Raw genomic sequence first — 20,250 nt, 5'->3', positions numbered from 1 at the left:
TATGATCCTCTCCGACGCGGACATCCTCGACCGACTCGAGGCCGGCGACCTCGTCGTCGAGCCGTTAGACGACCCGGAACTGCAGATCCAGCCCGCGAGCGTCGACCTCCGACTGGGCCGGGAGTTTCTCGAGTTCCAGCGGACGAACATCCCCTGTATTCACCCCAACTCCGAGGACGAAGTCGACGATTACGTCTCCGAGACCGTCGTCGACGAGGACGACGACTTCATCCTCCACCCGGGCGACTTCGTGCTTGGGACGACTCACGAGCGCGTCGAGATCCCGGCGGATCTGATCGCCCACGTCGAGGGCCGGTCCTCGCTGGGCCGGCTCGCGGTCGTCGTCCACGCTACCGCCGGCCTCTGTGATCCCGGCTATCGCGGCCAGATCACGCTGGAACTGTCGAACTTGGGTTCTGCACCCGTCGCGCTCACGCCGGGTATGCGGATCTCCCAGCTCACCTTCACCGAACTCAAGACCGAAGCCGACCGGCCTTACGGGAGCGAGCGGGGCTCGAAGTATCAGGACCAGAGCGGACCGCAGGCCTCCCGGATCGAGAGCGACGACGAGTTCGGCGGCGACCAACTCGAGCGCGGGGACGCGGACGGCGAGTGAACCCGGGGCTGGAACTCGATCCGCCCTCGAGACGTCGGCACGCCGTTTCGATCCCGACCGGCCGCCGAACCGTCTCCCGGTCGCTTCCCCCGCGGATCACCGACCGGCCATCGCAGGCACGACCGACTTATTCTGAGTCGCGGTAGCCGACGGTATGTGCGCCGTCTTTTCCGACGACGATATCGACAAACCCGTCGAGAACGCCACCGGCGAGACCGTCGGTATCGTCGCGGCGGTCGCGGGCGACGTCGCTCACGTTCGGCCCGACCCGTCGGCCGTCGAGTCGATCAAATCCTCGCTTGGGTGGGAGAAAGGAGCCCGGTATCGCGTCACGCTGGAGCGAGACTCGGTCCGTGAGATCACTCCCGATGCGGTCCGGCTCGAGGGTGGGCTGCCGACGGAACCGGCCGCGACGCCCGACGCGGACGCCGACTCCGGAAGCGACGGCGGTCGGGGACTCGAGTAGCGGTCGTCCGCCGTCGCCGTAATGGGCCGGGCAGACCACTAAGGTCGCTCTCGTGATATCCCCATCGGCTATGGACTGGACAGGCGAGGACCCCGACGAGACCGGCGTCGACGTCGCCGGCCCGTCGGACACCGACTCGATCGTGTTCGTACACGGCGCGATGTTCACCCGAAAGATGTGGCTCCCCCAGACGCGGGCGCTTTCCGAGGAGTACCACACCGTCGCGCCCGATTTACCGGGCCACGGCACCCGCGCGGGGAAGCCGTTCCGGATGGAGCCGGCGATCGACGTCCTCGAGGCGATCGTGGACCGGCATACCGATGGCTCCGCGACGCTCGTCGGGCTCTCGCTGGGGGGCTACGTGGCGACGGAGTACGCCTACCGCCATCCCAGCACGGTCGACGGGCTGGTGCTGTCGGGCAGTAGCGTCAACCCGGTGAACACGATGGAACTCGGCACACGAGTGAGCGGCGGCGTCGCGCGACTACTCACGAAGCCTAACCTCGGGAAACGGGCCGTCGAGACACTCGCCACCCGCTGGGTCCGACAGCGTGATCTCGCGCCCGATATCGAGCGCGAGATCATCGACGCCGGCTTCTATCCCAAACAGTTCGGCGACGCGGGGCCGGACATCGCCGGCCGCGACTTCCGGGCTGCGCTCTCGACGTATCCCGGCTCGACGCTGCTACTCAACGGAGAGAACGACAAGCTCATGCGCCGCGGCGAGCGCGATCACGCCGCTGCGGCCCGTGACGGCCGGGTCGAAGTGCTGGCGGGAGCCGGCCACATCTGTAACCTCCACCGGCCCGAGACGTACGCGAATCGGGTACGGCGGTTCGTCCGCCAGACCGCTCGCGTCCGGTAACTATCGGCGGTCGCCGACCGCATCGCGGAGCCGACCGGGGAGGCCGAGGAGGGAAATGCCGAAGCCGATCAGGACCATCAGGACGTAGAGGCCGAGCGTCGAGGTCCAGACGACGAGCATCGCGAGGATCGCCCAGCCCCCGTTGAGGAAGTAGAACGCGCCGATCGACATCGCCGTCCCGTAGAGCAAGACGAGGTACGGTCCCCAGTCGCGGGCGTGGCCGCGTCGGACCCGACGGCGGACGTAGCGTTTCAACTCGCCCTCGAGGGACTCCTTCCGGACGGTGCGCTCTTCGACGTCGGACTCGAAGTCGTCGACGCGATCGCGGAGTCGCTCGATCTCCTCGCGTAGCGCCGCCGGATCGTCGGCTCGATCGCGGGTTCGGGCGCTCGCGCTCGATTCGCGTGCGCGGTCGCTCGCGCGGTCCTCCGTGGCTCCCTCGTCGGCGCCCGTGGCGTCGTCGGTCATCGCTTCTGTCGGAATCTGTCGTCGGCCGGGACTTTGTAGCTGCCGATCCAGTTCACGGTCGGCCAGCACCGCGTTGACAACCGCCGCGAAGACGAGGATGATCGCACCGACGTACAGCCAGACGAGGACGAGAAAGACGGCCCCGAGCGCACCGTAGACCGCGTAATCGGAGAGTAACCCGGCGTATAGCGAGAACGTGCGGCTCAGAACGAACCAGCCGACTGCGGCGATGACCGTTCCAGGTGCCGCCTCGCGGATCCCCACGTTCGCGTCCGGGAAGATCACGTACAGCGGCAGGAAGGTGACGAACAGCCCCAGCACGACGAACAGTTGGCCGACGACCGCCACTGCGAACGACACCTCGAGCCCCGGCAGGAACCGAACGACCAACTCGAGCGCTCCCAGCAGCGCGAGGCCGGCCGCGATGGCGATCGAGACGATCATCGCGTCCCAGATCGTATCGAGCAGCGACTTCTCGCCGACCGTGTCGTAGACCTGCGAGAAGGCCCGATCGAGGCCGCGGAGGACGCGGCTCGAGCCCCACAGCAGGCCGAGGATGCCGACGACGGTCGCCCCGCGACGACCCGTCTCGTCGGTGACGGCGTCGGCCAGCAGCGTCTGGGCCTGAACGGTGAGAATGTCGGTCGCGGCCGCGGAGAGGCGGTTCGCGAGCGCTTCGCCCCCGACCGACGCTGCGAGCCCGAGCGCCAGCAACATCAGCGGCACCAGCGAGAGAAAGCCATAGAAGGCGACCCCGGCCGCCAGCAGCGTCAACTGTTGGTCCTTCGCCAGCCGAAGGACCCGTCCCGTCAGATCCACCCCTCGTCCCCGATCGATCACGGCCCGCCGTTCGAGGTCCCACCCAATATGTAATCGCACGACACAGGGATCCAACGGGCTGTTACGCCGGACGGCCCCGACAGTACCGTCGGGCTGATCCGGGTCGGCGTCCCGTAGCGGTCGGTTTCGGCCGCCGATCGGAGACCGGCGACGGCGGCTCGATCGCGAACTTCTTTCTGTCGGGAATCCAACGCCATCGCATGGAGCAGCGACGCTGTCCCGACTGCGGCGTGACGATGAAAGAAACCACCGTCCGCGACACCGAGGGAATGCGCCTGTCGATCACGACCGGAAAACGTGACGGACTGTTGGGAAAGATGGGGGTCCAGAACACGGCGAAAGTACAGGGCGTCTGCTGTCCCGAGTGCGGGCTCGTTCGCCTCTACGCCGACCTCGAGTGAGCAGCGTCGGGGCCCTGTTCGAGTATCCGGAGTCGCGCTGTCGGGATGCAGATGGGTTCGCTTTCGCATCCGTTCCGACACCTGGCTAACCGTCAGAAAACGGTCCATCGGGTCGGTCGGGCCAGTGCCGACAGGAGCCGCGTCGATCGTGGGTCGGTACCACAAGTATGCCGCCGGCTCAGTGACGCCGTACAACGCCGCGATAAAAATCGGATCAGCTGGGTCGACCAGCTTGCCGGTCGTCGGTCTCCGGCTCCGAGCGGGGCCGTTCTCGGTAGGTGTTGCGACCGAGCATCGATTTCATTGGGCACTGCTGCGTGCGAGCCGTGATCGTCAGCACCGCCCCGACGACGAGTGCGAGGACGGCGAGTGCCATCCCGAGGGTTCCGGCAGCGATCGAGAGCAATCCAGCGAGGGCGGCGATACCGACGACCAGTAGCACCGGGCCGACAAGGAGTCGAGTCCGACGGTCGTATCCACCGACGTTTTTTTCCATGGTTTCTGTCACCATGCACACATACGGCAGCTAACTATTTGACATCCTCCTCCGCGTTCACGCGGAGGAATCCCGAGCGGTGGGAGTTTCAGGTCTGCAGTCCAGTCACCGGACTACCAGTCCTTTCGGGCGCGGGTAGTCCCACAACGTCGGACTGGTGGACTGCTGGCGGTGCCAAACCGCCGTTACCCCTATCCTCAACCGTGTACGGCGTCCCAGTGTTGTTTTTGCCACGGGGACGCCGGCAGGCGTCAGCAGAGTCGGGGGTATCGTGATGCTCGCTTTGAGCAGTCGGCACGGACACACTCTTCTGGAATGTGCGTTCACCGACTGCCCTTTCCGGACACTGCCTCGTTACGTGGGCGGACAGGCCGCCTCCGAAGGACGGTTCGGAATCCGCTCCGTTCCGACCGATTCCTGCTCTTCAGTAGGGCGGTCTGTCACTTAAACGTCACTGTGGGAAACTCACGGCGGGCGTTTGAACGGTGGGACGTTTCCCAGAGTGACGGCGCGTATCCACGGCCTGAAGGGCGTGGTATTGCGCCTGTTCAGCCTATAACGCATGCATATCGTTCATTGATGCAATCAGTTGTTGCTGGTGTTCAGTCATGGCTCCGCCGCGTCGATCCGGTCGGTTACTCGTATATTCTCGATGCGGGACTTGTCCGCTTCGCCAGCAATCAGTGCGTACGGCTCGGTGGGGACGCGCGCTCGGCGACTCACACGGTGCGCGGTGACGCTGGATTAGTCGAGACCGTCTTTCGTCGCCGCCTTGACCTCGCCGACGCTCGCGTCCGTCTTGAACGTCGTCCCGCCGTAGTGGGCCCGGGACGCCGCGTGGCCGGCCTCACGCAGATCCGCCAGGAACTCGTCCATCGCGTTGGCGGGCAGCCCCCAGTTCCGACAGAGCTTGTGCTGGTCGTAGTGGGTCGGCGTGTCGAGTTCCGCCGCGAGGGTGTCACAGAGTTCGCGGGCCTCGGGCGCGGTATCGAACGTGTACGGAATTTCGTCGCGGACCGCCCCGATGAACGACGGGTCCTGCACGGGGCCGAGCCAGACCGGGCCGGCCGCGAGGACGCGGGTCCCATCACAGTGGGGACAGCGCTCGAGTGGATCGGCGATCAGCCCGGGGTCGGCCTCGCGGTAGAGGCAGTCTTCGCAGTGGTAGAGGTGGCCTAACTCGTCGATCGCGGCGTCGGCCGCGGTGGCTTTGTGGGTCAGCTCGAGGTAGGTCCGGACGTAGTGGCTGGTCGCGTGGGTGAGCAGTGGTTCGACGCCGACGTCGAACCGGGCCGCGCTGCGGGCCAGCGCCGACATGAGGGTTCGGACGCCCATCTCGGCGTGGTAGTCGGTGTTTCGCGGCACTGCGGAGTAGGAACGCACGCCGCTGTTGAAGTGTGCGCCACACATCGGCGCGGTATCAGTCGCGGTGATACAGACCAGATCCCGGCAGTTCGCGAACGCGGCGTCGGCAAACGGCATCGGCGTCCCGTAGGGATCGAGATCGATCACGTCGAACGGCTCTTCGTGCATCAGCGCGTTGACGTTGCGGTGTTCGACCCGCCCCTCGCAGTCGTTTCGCTCGAGGTTGTCCCGGGCGAGGGAAACCGCTTCCTCGTCGACGTCACAGCAGGTCACGTCCCAGCCGTCGGCCGCGGCTCGAACCCCGCGGACGCCGCTTGCGGTCATCGCGTCGAGATACGTCTCGGCGCGATCCTCGCGCTCGCGGTAGGCCCGCAGCGTCGCGATCGTCAAGTCCCGGTTCAGCTCCTGTCGCGGGTTGTAGAAGACCGCCTCCTCGATGCCCTCGGTCTGCTCGCCGGGGACCTCGAGATCGACCCCGCCCTCGGTGACGCGCATACCACGTCTCGTGGGTAGCGGGCGAAAAGCGGTGTGGTCTCCCGGCGGCGGCCGATGGGGAGACGGCGGGCCAGCGGCGGACAACCAAACCGATTTTACAGTTCGGCGCACAGTCACGGACGTGTCGGAGGCCAATCCCGTCGAGCGATGGCAGGCGAGTCTCGAGGAGGCCGGCGAGCTGACGCCGGAGATCGTCGGGACGATCACGCGGGTCCACGGCGACCGCGGGGCCCAGGCCATCGAGGCGGTCGGCGAGAACCGCGTGAAGTCCTATCGCGATTTCACCATCGTCGTCGGCTACGAGGACGAGTATATCGTCGAGGACGGCGGCTGTACCTGCAAGGACAGCGAGTACAACTTAGACGCCGACGACCCCACCGAGAAGTGCTGGCACTCCCTTGCGGTCGCCATCGCTCGCCGGGTCGGCCACGTCGACTACCACGATATGTGGTACTCCGAGGTCCGCGAACTGCTCTGAGGGCGTCGGTCTCCGTTCCTACAGAACCAGACGGAGTGAGCGAATCGACGAGAAGTGTCTCTCTCCTCGTCGCCACGATGGCAGCACGCTCGCGGCCGATATCGTTCACCGTGATCGAGAGCGCTACTCGGACTCGTTACAGGCGGCGATGATGACCTCGGGGTCGTCGATCAGCCGATTCTCCATGTAGTTGCCTTTCCCCTTTCCGGCCCACTTGCGCTCCTGATCGATGATCGAGAGGAACTCGAGTTCCGAGAGGATATCGCGAACCCGACGGAGCTTCAGGTGTTCCGAGCCGTCCCGATCGCAGAGACGTTTGTAGAGGTCGTACGCCTCGTTGGTCGTCACCGGCGCGTCGTCGCCCTCCTTTTGTTGGGTCAACAGCGCCATCGCCTCGAGGACGAGTTTCGCGTGACTGGGGCTTTTGGATATCAGTTCGGCCAGCCGGCTGGTCTCCTCGCGCTCGTGTGCCTGATCGACGCAATCCTCAGTGACCGTCTCGAGGGCGTTCTCCTCGGCGATCTCACCCGCAAAGCGGAGGATGTCGATCGCCTTCCGTGCGTCACCGTGTTCACGGGCCGCGAGCGCTGCAACGCGGGGAACGACGCCATCCTCGAGGACGCCCTCGTGAAACGCATCGGACCGTGAGCGCAGGATTTCCCGGATCTGGGTCGCATCGTACGGCGAGAAGACGTACTCGCGTTCACAGAGGCTCGATTTGATGCGCTCGTCCAGCGAGTCCTTGTACCGGACCTTGTTCGAGATTCCGATAACGCCGACGGTACTCTCGGTGAGTTTGCCGGACTCGACCGCTCGAGAGAGTTGCATCAGGATGTCGTCGTCCTCGATCTTGTCGACTTCGTCTAAGATGATCAGAGCGACGTCGTAGCAGGTGTCGACGATGTGCCAGAGACGACGGTAGTATTCGGCCGTACTCAGTCCCGAGTGTGGAATCGAGACATCGGTCTTGGACTGGTCGTTGAGTTGGTGGCCCGTGGACTGCACTGCTTGCGTTTCCGTCGACTCCTGGAGGCAGTCGACGTACGCGACGCCGATCGAGACGTCGTTGCCCTCCGCGCGCTCGATCGCCTGATTCGTGATGAACTTCGAACACAGCGACTTCCCGGTTCCTGTCTTCCCGTACACGAGGACGTTGTTCGGCGTGTTTCCTCGAGTCGCCGGTTTGATCGCGTTCGCGAGGTTGGTCAGTTCGTCCTCGCGGCCGATGATTCGATCGCCGTCCGGGAGGTGTGAAACCTGCAGCAGCTCCTTGTTCCGAAAGATTTCGTTCTCACTGCCGAAGTAGTCCGTCGAATCCGACATTCGGGTGCCAGCTCCTTTCGGCGTCGACTACTTAACCGTTCGGAACCGGACTGCCGCTGTATAGTCTACAATTCCCGTCCAGAGTCGACAAATACCGGAAAATAACACCCCAGAGTGCCGCTGTATCGGCCTAGTATCACCCCTCAATGCCGCTGTATGGGTTGCACTTGGCTGCGGTCGCCACTCCCGTCGAAGAACTGCAACCCTGTCGGAACCCCGGAGTGCCGCTGTATGGACGGGCGCGTCCCTGGGTACGGCTGTGGAGGCGCTGCGAGACATCGTCACGCGGTGGCGAACCCCGGAGTGCCGCTGTATGGCACGGCGGCCGCGTGACGACGGACGCGAACCGGACGGCGGCGAGTCGCCAGCGGTGTCCGCAGGGTCAGACGACCGTCGTCGGCGGGTTCCGGCTCGAGCCGTCGAATCGGACGGATACCGTCTTTCCGCTGTATCGGATAAAAAGAGTTTCTATTGGACGTGAGGCAGTTGGTTTTCACCCCTCGGTGCCGCTGTATGCGGAGACACACACCCCGCGTTGCCGCTGTATAGCTGTGGTGGCGGCCGTGGACTCGAAGCGGGGGTCAGATACCGACCCAGAGATCGGGTCGAACAAACGAAGATCAGGTGAGAAATCAGGCCAAACGAACGAGAGATCGGGCCGAACGAACGACAAGACACGGTGCGGCACCGATTACGGAATCCGTACCGACCAGCAGTGACTCCGACGTGGACCCGACGATTCGGCCGAGAACGGCGCAAAAGCGACGGGAGCGTTCGTCTCGAGCGGCGAAGACCGCGTCCAAGACCAACTGGACGCTACCACTTCCAAGACACTCAATGGACGGTCACACAGGACTCGTATATACTATTGGTGATTTTTGATCGGCGTTGGTATCGGTGTGGGAAGCGCTTTCGGCAGCGTACGGCAATCCGTGAACCGGAATCTGGGGATTTCTCGAGGAAGACGGAATCTCACGGATCGATACAGCGGCAACGCGGGGTGTGTCCCTTCGCTACCTACCGTCCGTATTCGTCTTCGAACCGATGCGGAATTCGCGTACGAGTCGCCGAGGGAGCGTGCGGCAGAGAAACAACCGGCATTACGAAGCGATCGCCGCTATGCAACTACCTCGTTTCGGTAGCTGTTCGCGTCCTGGCGGGACTACTCCTCGGCGCAAATCTCTACGAAGTTCCGCAGGATCTGTAGCCCCGTCTCGCCGCTCTTCTCCGGGTGGAACTGCGTGCCGAAGACGTTCCCTGACTCGTTCGCGACGATCGAGGGGAACTCTCGTTCGTAGTCGGTCGTCGCGACCGTCGCCGCTTCGTCATCGGGAGCCGCGTAGTAGGAGTGAACGAAGTACGCGTAGTTCCCATCGACGCCCTCAACGAGCGGGTGATCGCGCTCGACCGAGAGTTCGTTCCAGCCCATGTGGGGAACCTTCTGACCCTCGGCGAAGCGAACGTTAGTCCCGGAGATCAGGTCCAGTCCCTGGACGGCGGAGTCGCCGTCGGTCTCGCCCTCCTCGCTCGAGGTCAGCAACATCTGCATCCCGAGACAGATGCCGAAGAGGGGGGTCCCTTGCTCGGCGACTGCGAGGAGATCCTCGCGGAGCGGGTCGGCGTTCTCGACGCCCTCGCGGAACGCGCCAACGCCGGGCAGGACCACCCCGTCGGCCGCCTCGAATGCGGCCGGATCGTCGGTGATCTCGACGTCGGCACCCGCACGTTCCAACCCGCGGGTGACACTGCGGAGGTTCCCGAGTCCGTAGTCGACGACGACCACGGACGCGAGGGACTGCTCCTGTGGAGACGAAACGGAGTTCATACCGGTAGTCGGAACGGCGCGGTGAAGTGTATTGCCCTTCGGTGAATTTCTACGACGGTCAGCCCTCGAGCGCCGCGGCGACCGTCGCCGTGGCGTCCGGGGCCGAGCGCGCGACCGACTCGAGCCAGACGTACTCGCCGTAGGCGCCCGCGATCGCCTCGAGGTCCGACACGGTCGCGCGGGCCAGCGTCTCGTCGACGTCGGCGAGCGCGATCACGAGCGATCGGGCGAGCCACGTCTCGAGCGGCGAGTCGTCCCCGAGGGAAGCGACGGCGTCGATCGCCGCCCCTCGCGCCTCTCGCACCGCGTCGGCGCCGTCGGGAAACAGCTCGTCGCCGCCGTCCAGTCGGTCGACGATCGGTGCGACCGCGCCGACGGCCGCCAGCGTCCGCTCGGTCAGACAGATCGCCTGCGGCGTCGACGACACGTCGCCCTCCCGCGACGGAAGCGGCCCGGTCCAGACACGATCGAACGTCTCGCCGAGTTTCCGCGAGAGCAGCCGAACGCCGGGCTCGTCGGGGTTCGCGTCGCGATCGAGCAGCGTGACGGGATCGACGGGAGCCAGCCGCTCGCCCTCGCGGGTGTAGTCTGCGATTCGGTCCCGCACGTGCGGACCGAGGGCGTCGACGGCGCGCTCCAGGTCCGCGGCGATCGATCGCGGCTCCGCGAGGGAGTCGACGTAGCGTGTCCGGATCGCGTCGCCGGCACGGATCCTGCGCCACCGTCGCTCGAGGAATCGCGTCCACCGGCCCGCCCGAATCGGATCGACGGGATCGGGCGGGTCTTCCACGAGGTAAAACCAGGCGTCCAGTGGCCCGTATACGGCCGCGCCGGCCGCCGGCCCGGCGGCCGCGGCCGGCAGCGAATCGGTGAACGCGGCGCGATCGGTCGAGAGTTCGGCCCGAGAGATCGTCACGTCCTCGAACGACCGCTCCGACGTGATCGCCGCCCAGACGCCCGCGGCCCCGGCGGCGTGTCCACAGGCGTCCGCGGCCGCTTCCGCCTTCGAGATCGTGTCCGCGCGGTCGGACAGCCGGTCGAGCGCCGTCCGCGCGTCCGATCGGTCCGAGTCTATCGCGGCACGGATCTTCCCGTTCGGGACCGTTTTTTCGGTGAGCGGCTCCGGAATCGGCTCGAGAAGGGCTTCGACGCGCGTCGCGAACGCCGCGAGCCGATCGGCCGATAACGCGACCGGGATGGGATCCGGCCGATCGGGGAGGGCGGCGTCGGTCACCGACTCGAGCCCGTCCGCGTCGAACGGCGGCGGGTCGTCCCAGAACCGATCCTCACCGAGACAGCCTGCGGCCGTCACGGCGAGCCCGCCGGCGGCCACGGTCCGCATGGCGGTCCGTCTCGAGCAGCGGCGGCTGAAGCGTCGGTCGTCCCCGCCGCTCATGTGTCACTGGCCTCCGAGTCGTTGCCGTCGATCGTCTCCCAGTCCCGTTCCCCGCTCCGACACGAGGACGGTCCGCTCGAGTCGGTACCGGTCAGGTCGCGCTCGAGGACCGCCGGGATCCGGACGAACAGGCCGAGCGTCTCCCGCCTGCCCGCGACGCAGGTTTCGTCGGGCGCTCTGAGTTCGGAACAGTACTCGAATTCGACGCGGCCGGGCGACCAGCTGACGGACCGGAGACGGTACCGGGAGCAGGACGCGATACCGCGCTCCGTGACGAAGACGGTCGCCTCGTCGAAGTCGGTCTCCTCGAGGAACGTCCGCGTCGCGTCGACGTGGTCGTCCGGCACGGCGTCGGCGAACTCGAGCGACGCGGCGCGGTCGGCCGTCCCGACGAACTCCCGGACGAACTGCCGGTCGTCGTGGCCGTCCGCGTCGACGACCACCGGCCCGTTGTCGGGGTTCCGCGGCGTAGAAACGGGCGGTTCGGAGACGGTCCCCGACGGACCGCTCGATTCCGCCCCGGTCCCGTCGGAACCGAGGCCGCCTCGATTCGCACAGCCGGCGAGAGCGGTCGTCAGCGCGAGCCCGCCCGCGAGGACTGCACGTCGTTGGGGAGCCATCCGGCTACCCTTCGGAGAATACTGGTAAATATTTTGTCCCCTACGGGTGAAATACACTCGAACCCGTGATCGTCGGTCCGGCAGTCAGAACCCGTCGAGCCGGGACTGTCCGCCCTCGCTCTCGGTGACGCCCGCCAGCTCGGCCGCTCGCTCGACCGCCTCCTCGAACGTCTCCTCCTGACTGCGGTCGTACAGCGTCGCCGCAGGATGGACACAGAGTAATACGCGCCGCGGCGTCCCGTCGATCCGGACCTCCTCGAGCGAGCCAGCCTCCTTGGTCACCGCGACGGATCGCTCGAGCAGGTGTTCGCTTGGCACCTTCCCCAGCGTGACGACGACTTCGGGGTCGACGGCCGCGATCTCGCGCTCGAGATAGCCCCGGCAGTTCTCGAGTTCCTCGGTCGTCGGGTCGCGGTTCTCCGGCGGCCGACAGCGCACGCAGTTGGTGATGCGGACGTCGATCCGGTCGAGGCCGGCGGTCCGGAGGGCGTCGTCGAGAACGGATCCGCTGCGGCCGACGAACGGCTCACCCTGTTCGTCCTCGTTGGCACCCGGCCCCTCGCCGACGAACAGCAGGTCGGCGTCCGTGGGACCGGTTCCGTTGACGATCCGGCTCCGCGAGTCGACCAGCGCCGGACAGCGCGTACACTCCGTGACCCGACAGTCCTCCATTTCCATACCGGTGGCTGTGACGGGCGGCTACTACGTCTTTCGGGTCGCAGTTGCAGACCGATCGTCGGCCACAGCCCGGGCCACACTCCGGCCATCCTCCCCCTCCCGTACCACTTACTCGAGCGATCGGGCGTACGCGTCCGCGGCGCGAGCCGCCTCGCGCGCGACCCGGATCGGCTCCGGACGACCGCCTTCGGGCGTGAACCCGCGGACGACCGACGCAGCCGCAGCCGGCTCGAGGCCGACCGCTCTGACGTAGACCGTCTCGTCGTTGATCGACACCGCGTGGCGCTCGGGCAGCGACCGGTAGGTCTCGAGTCGCGACTCGAGATCGGGTCCGGAAAAAGCCTCCCGCAGACCGTCCTCGAGGCCGTCGCTGGCCTCGAAGGTCACTGCGATGACCGGTCGGTCGACCGCTTCGAAAAGACGCGTGAGATCGAGCAGGTTGTACCACGCGGGGGCAACGGTGCCGAGCAGCACGTACCGGGCGTCGGGACGGCCGAGGTCGTCGACCAGCCCGGCAACGGAGCCGGTGCCATCGGTGCCGCCGACGCGACAGGAGCCGTACGCGAACCCATCACAGACGCGGTCGGCGCGGACGACGGCACCGGCGATCGTGCTTCGATTCCGATCGCGATCACCGCGGTACGATTCGGCGATGCCCAGCGCCCGTACCCCGGCTTTCATCGCTCACCCGTCGTCGTCTTTGATCTCCTTGAGCCGGTCGAGCAACTCGTCGCTCGAGGCACCGTTCTCGAACTCGATGGTTCCGTCGTGGCTGTTCGCTCCCGACTTCACTGCGTCATCGTCGTCAAAATCGGCGTCGACTTCCTGCTGTTCGGATTCGTCGTAGCTCCCGAATCCCATACACCGAGTACTATGGGATACCGATTGAAAAATTCAGTGGTCACCAGTTTATGAGGGTTTCCGAACCGCTGTAGTCACGCGTGAACGGGGTCAACCCCGACAGTTAGATACCGTTATATAAGAAAGAAAGGACGAGCGGACGAGGGCGTTCCACAGCGATGACACCGTTTTTGCCGTCGGCCCTCGAGTGACCGAGTATGGAAGTCGTTCACGTCACCGAGGGCGCGGAAACGTTCACTTGTAACGCATTCCTCGCGATCGGCGAGGACGGGCACACGACGCTGGTCGACGCCGGCGCGTGGGACGGCGTCATCGACGAGGTTCGGAGCCACACCGACGGCGTCGACGCCGTCGTCATGACCCACCAGCACGGTGATCACGTCGAGCGACTCGAGGCCGTCGTCGACGCCTTCGACCCCGAGGTCTACGCCTACGCGGACCACCCGACCAGGACCCACGCCATCGACGACGGTGACACCGTCCGGATCGGCGACGAGGAGTTCGACGTGGTCTACACGCCCGGCCACGCCGACGACCACGTCTCCGTAGTCTCCGAGTCATCGCTGTTCTCCGGCGACGTGGTCGTCCACGACGACGGAGCCTTCGATTACGGCAGCTTCGGCCGGACCGACATGGCCGGCCAGTCCCGCGAACGGCTCATCGAGAGCATCCGCGACCTGCTCGAGCGCATGCCCGAGGGAGTCGAACACATGTACGCGGGCCACGGCGGCGTCTTCCACGGGGACGTGCGCGACGTCGTGGAAACGGCGCTCGAGCGGGCGGCAAAGCGCGAGCCGAAGTATCCCGACGAGTAGCGTCGCGAACGACCACCGGAAGTAAGCGGGTTTTTAGTCCAGATGTTTGCCGTGAGCGGTCGGCGAAGCCGACCCGAACGGGAAACAGGTGGGTGCGAAACGGCGCTCGAGCGGGCGACGAAGCTACCCTGTCGAGTAGCCGGACCACGCGGCCGGGTTCGGTCCCGGCATCTTGGGGCGCTCGTAGCTCCTGCAGTTACGGATCCGTGTCATGCTGGGTCGTTACGTATTGCGGGCTTGCCTCGGATCGCCGGAAAAGATCACGAAAACAAAGCATTAATCGAACAATACGACGCCTAGAACTTAGCCCGCGCGGCGATTGGCTCGGAACGCACGATGTTCGACGAACAGGTCGCGAGTGCGACAGGGGCACTGGTCCAGATGCAATCGGGACAGAGCGGGGCGGTGACACGGATCCAGAACGACGCGCTGTTGAGTGCGTCGCTATGGGTAAACGTTGCACTGGCGGGCCTGTCGGTACTGCTTTTCGTGTATATGTCCCGCAACGTTCGAGCGCATCGGGCACGGCTGATCTTCGCCGCGACGGTTCTGATCCCGTTAGTATCGATAGCGAGTTATCTGGGGATGCTATCCGGCCTCACGGTCGGACTGGTGGAGATGCCGGCCGGCCACGCGCTCGCGGGCGAGGCGGTCCTCAGCCAGTGGGGGCGGTATCTCACGTGGACGCTGTCGACGCCGCTGATCCTGTTGGCCCTCGGGCTGCTGGCGGGGGTCGACGCCGCTGACCTGTTCGTCGTCATCGCCGCCGACGTTGGGATGTGTGTGACCGGTCTCGCGGCGGCACTGATCACCTCGTCGTACGCGTTCCGATGGGTGTTCTATGCCGTCAGTTGCGCCTTCTTCCTCGTGGTCCTGTACGCGCTACTCGTGGAGTGGCCGGTGGACGCCGCGGCCGCCGGAAGCGACGAGATATTCGCTACCTTACGAGCGATGACCGTGGTGTTGTGGCTCGGGTACCCGATCGTCTGGGCGCTCGGGGTCGAGGGCTTCGCACTCGTCGAGTCGACTGCGCTCACCTCGTGGGGGTACTCGCTGCTCGACATCGGCGCGAAGTACGTCTTCGCGTACCTGCTCTTGCGCTGGGTCGCCAGCAATGAACGCGTGATCGCGGGGGTCACCCACGCCACTGCGGCCGATACCGGAACGTCCGCCGACGACTGATCACGACCCGACCTCGTTCCGTGTCGTCTTCGGCCCGTCGACCGACCAGCGGACTCGTTTAGTGCTGTGACTCGTCGGCCTGAACGTCGAAAATACGCCGTAAGGTGCGGAGGCGATCCCGAAACGGTCGCCTCCGAGACCGAGCCGGTTATGCCGCGCGCGGTTCCTTCGCCTTGGGGCGAAGCTTCTCGTAGCCACACTTGCGACAGCGCTGGGCTCGCTTGGAGTTGCGAGCGTTACAGCGCATGCAGATCATCTTCTCGAGCGTCCGTTTCTCAGCGGCGTCGAAACTGGCCATACCCCGGCTTCGCCCGTGGCCCATTTAACGGCTGTGATTGGGGTCGCCGCGGGAAGGCGGCCGCAAAAAGGTTCCTGAGGCAACATTTAGGGCCGGCCAGCGTGTCCGCTCGAGTAATGACGACGGAATCGATCCGGTGGACGATGGGGCCGCACAACAGCTGGCTCTCGCGGCTCGCCGCGTACGCCCCTTATGCGATCGGTGGTGGGCTCGGGCTCGTCGTGCTACTGAGTCTCGCGGTTTTCACGCTAGTCGGCGCGGTCACCGGATCGACGCTGGCGCTCGTCGTGGTCCTGGGGCTCGTCGGCGGTCCGATGTCCCTGCTGTACTGCTGGCTACTCGTTCAGTACGGGACGAACGGCTCCAAGTGGATCGTTCAGTACGCGGGAACCGACCGACTCACGAAACGCGGAATCGTCGTCGCGACGGCCGTCGGTGCCGTCCTCATTGCGGGCACGATCGGCACTGTACCCGAGCTAACGCTTGCGTTGTTCGTCCTCGGGTTCCTGTCGATGGTGTTTCTCGGCCCGCTTACGGCGACGGTCACGCTCGAGCTAGACGAACGACGGCTGCAGCTGGGTGGGGACGACGATTTCGGCGGGCCAACGGTGATCGACCTCGAGAACGTGATCGGTGTCCGGCGGCTCTCCCTGGGACCGCTCTCACGGTGGCAGTTCGTCGTGATCCGACGAGTCCACGGTCCGCCGCGTTTCGTCCCGGTGCCGGATCGACATGCTGTGGCCGTCGGTCGTGCGCTCGAGTGGGGGCTCGCGGCGACGCCGACGGCGCCACCGAAGACGGCCGGCACGACCCGTCCGATGCGGATCGTCCTGGCGGCCATCGGGAGCGGCTTCCTCGCGCTCGCGGTCGGGTTCGCCGCCCTCGTCGCCCGAAGTGGCGACTCCGCTGGCGGTCGAGCGTTCGTTCCAGTCGTCCTCTTCGTATCGTTCGCCGCCGTCGCGCTCGGTTACGCCGGGTACGAGTCGTGGCTCGCACGGCGGCCGGCACCGCCGAGCGACGAGAACACCGGGTGAGCCGCCGCGCGTCGGGAGTCACTCCTCCTCGTCGGCCAGATAGTCCTCCTGGACCGCGACGACCTCGCTCGAGTCGGTACACTCGCTGTAGCGACGCAGCGGTTCCTCGTTTAACGTCAGGAAGGTCTCGCCCCAGCGGAACGGCTCGAGCAGTTCCTCAGCGCGGTCGTACTCGTCGAAAATACAGCAGGCCGCGGCCAGCGCCTCGACGGTGGTCAGCCGGAACGGCCGGCCGTAGTTGATCGGATTCGCGGCGACGAGGAAGGGCAGCGCCCGGTGGACGCCGCGCATCTGGAACGACGCCTCCTCGGCGGACTCCCACGAGCAATCGAGGGCGACCAGCGTGTCCAGCCCTTCCTCGCGGTCGGCCGGCGAGAGCGCCTGCTCGGCGTGGGGGTTGAGAACGACCCCGTAGGGCACCTGCCCCATCGACCGGTAGAGGGTCGCCTCGTCGAACTGCTCGAGGCGACGCGCGGTACACTTCTCGGGGTCGTCGTCGCCCTCGTAGTAGACGTGACACTCCACGGCCGAACACAGGTCGGCTCGGGACAAAAGGGTCGCGAACCGCGGTCGAATCGGCCGCTCCGGAAGCGAATCCGCGTCGCGTCCCTCGTTGACTCCGGCCGACGGCGCGGTCGGTGCCGCCGATCCGACTCGCTCGCTCCGTGCGATCGGTGTGCATATGGCAGTCGTAGGCCGAACGAGTGATATGCTCGAGACGGGGGCAACCGCACCGACGTTCGACGGGCCCGCAGCGATCGACGACGAGATCCGTCACGTCACGTTCGACGAGGTGACCGCCGACAGCGGCGTCGTCCTGTTGGTCTTTTACCCGGCCGATTTCAGCCCGAGCTGTACCGAGGAACTCTGTTCGCTCCGCGATCTCGACCTGTTCGGGCTCCAGAACGACGTTTCGATCGTCGGGGTTTCGACCGACTCCGCGTTTAGCCATCGGGCGTTCGCGGACCGCTACGACCTCGACTTCCCGCTCGTGTCGGACGGCGATGGCTCGATCGCGGCGACCTACGGCGTCCTTTCGAACGACCAGTACGGCCACCAGCAGGCGGCCAAACGCGCCGTGTTCGTCCTCGACGGGGAGCGGACGGTCCGCCGTGCCTGGTCGAGCGACGACCCGCAACGACAGCCGCCCCTGGCGGAGATCCGCGCGACGATCGAAACGATCTCCGACGACGATGCGGCCGTCGAGCGCTATCGGATCGCACACACCCACTACCGCGAGGGCGTGACGGAGTACGAGCGGGGCCGCGAGGCGTTCGCGGCCGAGGACTGGGTGACGGCAGCCGCCGCCTTCGACGCCGCCGTCGAGCCGCTTACCGACGCACTCGAGGCGTTCGACGCGGCCAGACGGTATGCGGACGACGAAGCGGTGGCCCGGATCGCGGAACGGGCGAACGAACAGGCGACGGATCGGCGCAACGCCGCGAAGTGGTACGCGAGCGCGGCGGACCACTACGGCCGCGGCGACGAGGCGACCGGCGACGACTATCGGGCGGACGCCGACCCCGTTCACGCCGCCGTTACCGACCGCGAGGAGCCGCCCGAACCCGAAACCCTCCTCGAGACCGTCGACGGGGACTCCGCGGACGACTGATCAGACGACGACTGATCCGACGCCGAGTGATCGGAGAGTCCCACTCTTTTGTCAGTCGCGACGAAACGTCGTGTATGAACCCCGCCACCCTCGTCAGGCGCTACTACGATGTCCTCGACGATCACGACTACGAGGCGCTCGAGACGATTCTCGACCCCGAGTTCGTCCAGCGCCGCCCCGACCGCACCTTCGACGACCGGGCTGCGTTCGTCGCGTTCATGCGTGATGAGCGGCCGAATCCGGACACCGACCACGAACTCGAGACCGTCATCGCCGACGGCGACCGCGTCGCGGTGCAGGGCCGCGTCGTCGACGACGGCGCGACGCTCTTCGAGTTCGCGGACGTCTTCGAACTCGCGGACGATCGGATCGTCCGTCTCGAGACGTACTCGCGATAACGCGATCCCACCGGCCGAGCAGGGCCTCGCGCTGCCGGCTCTCCTCAGCCGTCGAGAACGATCATTTAACTGAGACGCCGCCCAAGCGAAGCGTATGTCCCTGTCAGATTACGTCGCCGCCGTCGTGGCCGTCCTCCGTCGCCGGCCAGGTGATTTCCTCCCGGCCTATCTCATCGGTGCGTCGGTCCCCGCGATCGTCCGCACCGTCCCGTTTCTGGCCGTCGCCGTCGCGTACCTCTTTCTCGCGACGACCGGCCGCCTCGAGACGATTCGGACCCACCTGACCGACCTCGAACAGCCGCCAACCGATCCCAACGCCGATCCCGAACAGTTCGAATCGTGGGCGGCCGGCCTCGAGCCGGTCGTCGATCAGCTGGTGACGCCGCCGCTGCTCGCGCTCGCTGCGGTGACGGTCCTCGTGAGTATCGCGCTGTTCGCGTTCGCCTCGGCCGCCGTCGCCGCGGGCCAACTCGGGGCCTGTTACGGGCGGCTTCGGGACGAGCGCGGACTCGTCGCCGCGCTCTCCGGCGCTCGTCGGTACTGGCCGCGCTTTCTCGGCCTGTTCGTCCTCGAGCTACTGTGCTGGGCGGCTATTCTCGTCGCCGTGGGGACCGTGACCGCAGTGGTCGCCGGCAGCGTCTCGCTGTTGGGCGGGTTGGGCCTGCTGGCCGTCCCAGTCGTGTTGCTGGCCGTCGGCGTCGCGATCATCGCGCTCCTCGCGATTCGCGCCGTGTTCGCGTTCGCCCCGGTCGCGGTCGTCGTCGACGACGCGGGCGTCGTCGGCTCACTACGGCACGCGGCCGGCTTCATCCGCAGACAGCCGGTCGAGGCTGGCTTCTACTACGTCATGGCCGTCGGGGCGCTCCTCGCGCTCTCGACGGTCTCGGGACTGCTCTCGCTCGTCGACGTCGTCGCCCTCGGCTCGCTGCTCACGTCGCTCGTTCTCTTCCCGGCGCTGGACCTGCTGAAGACGGCCGTCTACTGCGGCTATCGCGACCGGCTCGAGCCGCCCGCGTCGCCGACCCGCTCGCTCCGGGGGCAGTTCGGGGCCGGCCTGGCACGGGGCTGGTCGTCGCTGACCGCGTTCGTCCGCTCGCATCCGGGCACCCACGCGCTGGTCGTCGTCCTCGCCGGGCTGAGTTTCTGGGCCGGCTGGCTCGTCGCCGACCCCTACGCCGGCACCGTCGAGGCCTCGATCGCCGCCCGCCTCGAGGGGCACTTCCCGCCCGCGGCGGCCGTCGAACTGTTCGGCAACAACTGGCTGGTCGCGCTCTCGACGGCCTACGGCGGGCTCGCGCTCGCCGTCCCGGCGATCGTCTCGCTGCTGTTCAACGGTCTGTTTATCGGGGCAATCGCCCGCCTCGAGGCCGACCCCACGCAACTGGCCGCGTTCGTGGCTCCCCACGGCGTCCTCGAGATTCCGGCGATCCTCGTCGCGGCGGCGCTGGGGCTCTCCGTCGGGGCGGCCGGGTGGCGGACCCTCCGGGGACGGGCCGGCCGAGTCGAGTTGGCCGACACCCTCGAGCGGGCGTTCTGGGTCCTGGTCGGAATCGGCATGGTACTCGCCGTTGCGGCGCTCATCGAGGGGTTCGTCAGTCCGTACTACTACCGCCTGTTCCTCTAACCGATCGGGCGGTCGAGCAACGCCGGCCGAACCATCGACCGCGGCGACCCGTGGGACTCGAGGCGGGACATCTCGGACGCAGGACTCCGTAACG

23 protein-coding genes are annotated in these 20,250 nt (G+C 66.5%); 11 read left to right on the top strand and 12 right to left on the bottom strand.

Annotation, left to right across the window (positions count from 1 at the left end; all coding sequences use genetic code 11):
* The first annotated feature begins 1 nt into the window (after position 1).
* The 3 genes from dcd to NP511_RS15395 all read left to right on the top strand — a co-directional run bounded on the left by dcd (position 2) and on the right by NP511_RS15395 (position 1,947).
* Positions 2-616, top strand: a complete 615-nt coding sequence (gene dcd / locus NP511_RS15405) for a dCTP deaminase (protein ID WP_006179842.1) — start codon at positions 2-4, stop codon at positions 614-616.
* Positions 617-770: 154 nt separating this feature from the next.
* Positions 771-1,082: a hypothetical protein gene (locus NP511_RS15400; protein ID WP_049966187.1), complete on the top strand. Its 312-nt coding sequence runs from the start codon at positions 771-773 to the stop codon at positions 1,080-1,082.
* Between the two features lie 70 nt (positions 1,083-1,152).
* The gene (locus tag NP511_RS15395; RefSeq protein ID WP_049966186.1) at positions 1,153-1,947 is read left to right on the top strand and encodes an alpha/beta fold hydrolase; all 795 of its coding nucleotides are present in this window, start codon (positions 1,153-1,155) and stop codon (positions 1,945-1,947) included.
* Here the strand turns inward: NP511_RS15395 and NP511_RS15390 are convergent, their stop codons facing one another.
* Positions 1,948-3,255: a YihY/virulence factor BrkB family protein gene (locus NP511_RS15390; RefSeq protein ID WP_049966185.1), complete on the bottom strand. Its 1,308-nt coding sequence runs from the start codon at positions 3,253-3,255 to the stop codon at positions 1,948-1,950.
* A gap of 200 nt (positions 3,256-3,455) precedes the next feature.
* Between NP511_RS15390 and NP511_RS15385 the strand changes: the two genes are divergently transcribed.
* Entirely contained in the window at positions 3,456-3,656 is a 201-nt protein-coding gene (locus tag NP511_RS15385) for a hypothetical protein (protein ID WP_006649558.1), read from the top strand.
* Between the two features lie 214 nt (positions 3,657-3,870).
* Here NP511_RS15385 and NP511_RS15380 read toward each other — a convergent pair whose 3' ends face one another.
* Together NP511_RS15380 and NP511_RS15375 are read right to left on the bottom strand one after the other, a co-directional pair.
* Entirely contained in the window at positions 3,871-4,152 is a 282-nt protein-coding gene (locus NP511_RS15380) for a YgaP family membrane protein (RefSeq protein ID WP_049966184.1), read from the bottom strand.
* Between the two features lie 744 nt (positions 4,153-4,896).
* Entirely contained in the window at positions 4,897-6,012 is a 1,116-nt protein-coding gene (locus tag NP511_RS15375; protein WP_049966183.1) for a tRNA (guanine(26)-N(2))-dimethyltransferase, read from the bottom strand.
* Positions 6,013-6,133: 121 nt separating this feature from the next.
* On the opposite strand from NP511_RS15375, the gene NP511_RS15370 reads away from it, so the two are divergent.
* Positions 6,134-6,490: a zinc finger SWIM domain protein gene (locus tag NP511_RS15370; RefSeq protein ID WP_006649561.1), complete on the top strand. Its 357-nt coding sequence runs from the start codon at positions 6,134-6,136 to the stop codon at positions 6,488-6,490.
* Between the two features lie 123 nt (positions 6,491-6,613).
* Here the strand turns inward: NP511_RS15370 and NP511_RS15365 are convergent, their stop codons facing one another.
* The 7 genes from NP511_RS15365 to NP511_RS15335 all read right to left on the bottom strand — a co-directional run bounded on the left by NP511_RS15365 (position 6,614) and on the right by NP511_RS15335 (position 13,193).
* Complete coding sequence (locus NP511_RS15365) at positions 6,614-7,813, bottom strand: Cdc6/Cdc18 family protein (protein WP_006179849.1); 1,200 nt, start codon at positions 7,811-7,813, stop codon at positions 6,614-6,616.
* A gap of 1,162 nt (positions 7,814-8,975) precedes the next feature.
* A complete protein-coding gene (hisH, locus tag NP511_RS15360; protein ID WP_049966182.1) occupies positions 8,976-9,638 on the bottom strand; it encodes an imidazole glycerol phosphate synthase subunit HisH in 663 nt (220 codons plus the stop codon).
* Positions 9,639-9,696: 58 nt separating this feature from the next.
* The gene (locus NP511_RS15355; RefSeq protein ID WP_136396897.1) at positions 9,697-11,034 is read right to left on the bottom strand and encodes a hypothetical protein; all 1,338 of its coding nucleotides are present in this window, start codon (positions 11,032-11,034) and stop codon (positions 9,697-9,699) included.
* On the bottom strand, positions 11,031-11,654 hold the full coding sequence (locus NP511_RS15350) for a hypothetical protein (protein ID WP_049966180.1): 624 nt from the start codon (positions 11,652-11,654) through the stop codon (positions 11,031-11,033). The genes NP511_RS15355 and NP511_RS15350 overlap by 4 nt, the downstream gene beginning before the upstream one ends.
* A gap of 84 nt (positions 11,655-11,738) precedes the next feature.
* Positions 11,739-12,326, bottom strand: a complete 588-nt coding sequence (locus NP511_RS15345; RefSeq protein ID WP_049966179.1) for a uracil-DNA glycosylase — start codon at positions 12,324-12,326, stop codon at positions 11,739-11,741.
* A gap of 114 nt (positions 12,327-12,440) precedes the next feature.
* The gene (locus tag NP511_RS15340; RefSeq protein ID WP_049966178.1) at positions 12,441-13,013 is read right to left on the bottom strand and encodes an endonuclease dU; all 573 of its coding nucleotides are present in this window, start codon (positions 13,011-13,013) and stop codon (positions 12,441-12,443) included.
* 3 nt (positions 13,014-13,016) lie between these two features.
* Positions 13,017-13,193, bottom strand: a complete 177-nt coding sequence (locus NP511_RS15335) for a DUF5786 family protein (protein WP_006649567.1) — start codon at positions 13,191-13,193, stop codon at positions 13,017-13,019.
* Between the two features lie 197 nt (positions 13,194-13,390).
* Here NP511_RS15335 and NP511_RS15330 point away from each other — a divergent pair, with 197 nt between their 5' ends.
* Together NP511_RS15330 and NP511_RS15325 are read left to right on the top strand one after the other, a co-directional pair.
* Positions 13,391-14,008, top strand: coding sequence for an MBL fold metallo-hydrolase (locus tag NP511_RS15330; RefSeq protein WP_049966177.1), 618 nt, complete (start codon positions 13,391-13,393; stop codon positions 14,006-14,008).
* A 336-nt stretch (positions 14,009-14,344) separates the two neighbouring features.
* Entirely contained in the window at positions 14,345-15,190 is an 846-nt protein-coding gene (locus NP511_RS15325) for a bacteriorhodopsin (protein ID WP_049966176.1), read from the top strand.
* A 148-nt stretch (positions 15,191-15,338) separates the two neighbouring features.
* Here the strand turns inward: NP511_RS15325 and NP511_RS15320 are convergent, their stop codons facing one another.
* Entirely contained in the window at positions 15,339-15,488 is a 150-nt protein-coding gene (locus NP511_RS15320; protein ID WP_006179857.1) for a 50S ribosomal protein L40e, read from the bottom strand.
* A gap of 116 nt (positions 15,489-15,604) precedes the next feature.
* On the opposite strand from NP511_RS15320, the gene NP511_RS15315 reads away from it, so the two are divergent.
* Complete coding sequence (locus NP511_RS15315) at positions 15,605-16,522, top strand: hypothetical protein (protein WP_049966175.1); 918 nt, start codon at positions 15,605-15,607, stop codon at positions 16,520-16,522.
* A gap of 18 nt (positions 16,523-16,540) precedes the next feature.
* On the opposite strand, the gene NP511_RS15310 is transcribed toward NP511_RS15315, so the two are convergent.
* Positions 16,541-17,047 carry a DUF367 family protein gene (locus NP511_RS15310; RefSeq protein ID WP_049966174.1) on the bottom strand — a complete coding sequence of 169 codons (507 nt, stop codon included), beginning with the start codon at positions 17,045-17,047 and terminating at the stop codon, positions 16,541-16,543.
* A gap of 184 nt (positions 17,048-17,231) precedes the next feature.
* Here NP511_RS15310 and NP511_RS15305 point away from each other — a divergent pair, with 184 nt between their 5' ends.
* The 3 genes from NP511_RS15305 (at position 17,232) to NP511_RS15295 (ending at position 20,156) form a co-directional block, all read left to right on the top strand.
* Positions 17,232-18,134: a redoxin domain-containing protein gene (locus NP511_RS15305; RefSeq protein WP_084158297.1), complete on the top strand. Its 903-nt coding sequence runs from the start codon at positions 17,232-17,234 to the stop codon at positions 18,132-18,134.
* 74 nt (positions 18,135-18,208) lie between these two features.
* On the top strand, positions 18,209-18,532 hold the full coding sequence (locus NP511_RS15300; RefSeq protein WP_049966173.1) for a nuclear transport factor 2 family protein: 324 nt from the start codon (positions 18,209-18,211) through the stop codon (positions 18,530-18,532).
* Between the two features lie 94 nt (positions 18,533-18,626).
* Positions 18,627-20,156 carry a stage II sporulation protein M gene (locus tag NP511_RS15295; RefSeq protein ID WP_049966172.1) on the top strand — a complete coding sequence of 510 codons (1,530 nt, stop codon included), beginning with the start codon at positions 18,627-18,629 and terminating at the stop codon, positions 20,154-20,156.
* Positions 20,157-20,250: the final 94 nt, after the last annotated feature.

It is taken from the genome of Natrinema thermotolerans, assembly GCF_031165565.1.
In the GTDB taxonomy this organism is placed as follows: Archaea; Halobacteriota; Halobacteria; order Halobacteriales; family Natrialbaceae; genus Natrinema; species Natrinema thermotolerans.
This window is presented reverse-complemented; position numbering and strand designations above follow the sequence as displayed.

Bases quoted from the DNA above. Each gene is read 5' to 3' on its own strand.
- NP511_RS15295 (WP_049966172.1), top strand. From the start codon at position 18,627: ATGTCCCTGTCAGATTACGTCGCCGCCGTCGTGGCCGTCCTCCGTCGC.
- NP511_RS15385 (WP_006649558.1), top strand. From the start codon at position 3,456: ATGGAGCAGCGACGCTGTCCCGACTGCGGCGTGACGATGAAAGAAACC.
- NP511_RS15315 (WP_049966175.1), top strand. From the start codon at position 15,605: ATGACGACGGAATCGATCCGGTGGACGATGGGGCCGCACAACAGCTGG.
- dcd (WP_006179842.1), top strand. From the start codon at position 2: ATGATCCTCTCCGACGCGGACATCCTCGACCGACTCGAGGCCGGCGAC.
- NP511_RS15345 (WP_049966179.1), bottom strand. From the start codon at position 12,326: ATGGAGGACTGTCGGGTCACGGAGTGTACGCGCTGTCCGGCGCTGGTC.
- NP511_RS15365 (WP_006179849.1), bottom strand. From the start codon at position 7,813: ATGTCGGATTCGACGGACTACTTCGGCAGTGAGAACGAAATCTTTCGG.
- NP511_RS15335 (WP_006649567.1), bottom strand. From the start codon at position 13,193: ATGGGATTCGGGAGCTACGACGAATCCGAACAGCAGGAAGTCGACGCC.
- NP511_RS15330 (WP_049966177.1), top strand. From the start codon at position 13,391: ATGGAAGTCGTTCACGTCACCGAGGGCGCGGAAACGTTCACTTGTAAC.
- hisH (WP_049966182.1), bottom strand. From the start codon at position 9,638: ATGAACTCCGTTTCGTCTCCACAGGAGCAGTCCCTCGCGTCCGTGGTC.
- NP511_RS15300 (WP_049966173.1), top strand. From the start codon at position 18,209: ATGAACCCCGCCACCCTCGTCAGGCGCTACTACGATGTCCTCGACGAT.
- NP511_RS15340 (WP_049966178.1), bottom strand. From the start codon at position 13,013: ATGAAAGCCGGGGTACGGGCGCTGGGCATCGCCGAATCGTACCGCGGT.
- NP511_RS15320 (WP_006179857.1), bottom strand. From the start codon at position 15,488: ATGGCCAGTTTCGACGCCGCTGAGAAACGGACGCTCGAGAAGATGATC.
- NP511_RS15350 (WP_049966180.1), bottom strand. From the start codon at position 11,654: ATGGCTCCCCAACGACGTGCAGTCCTCGCGGGCGGGCTCGCGCTGACG.
- NP511_RS15355 (WP_136396897.1), bottom strand. From the start codon at position 11,034: ATGAGCGGCGGGGACGACCGACGCTTCAGCCGCCGCTGCTCGAGACGG.
- NP511_RS15380 (WP_049966184.1), bottom strand. From the start codon at position 4,152: ATGGAAAAAAACGTCGGTGGATACGACCGTCGGACTCGACTCCTTGTC.
- NP511_RS15395 (WP_049966186.1), top strand. From the start codon at position 1,153: ATGGACTGGACAGGCGAGGACCCCGACGAGACCGGCGTCGACGTCGCC.
- NP511_RS15400 (WP_049966187.1), top strand. From the start codon at position 771: ATGTGCGCCGTCTTTTCCGACGACGATATCGACAAACCCGTCGAGAAC.
- NP511_RS15375 (WP_049966183.1), bottom strand. From the start codon at position 6,012: ATGCGCGTCACCGAGGGCGGGGTCGATCTCGAGGTCCCCGGCGAGCAG.
- NP511_RS15305 (WP_084158297.1), top strand. From the start codon at position 17,232: ATGCTCGAGACGGGGGCAACCGCACCGACGTTCGACGGGCCCGCAGCG.
- NP511_RS15325 (WP_049966176.1), top strand. From the start codon at position 14,345: ATGTTCGACGAACAGGTCGCGAGTGCGACAGGGGCACTGGTCCAGATG.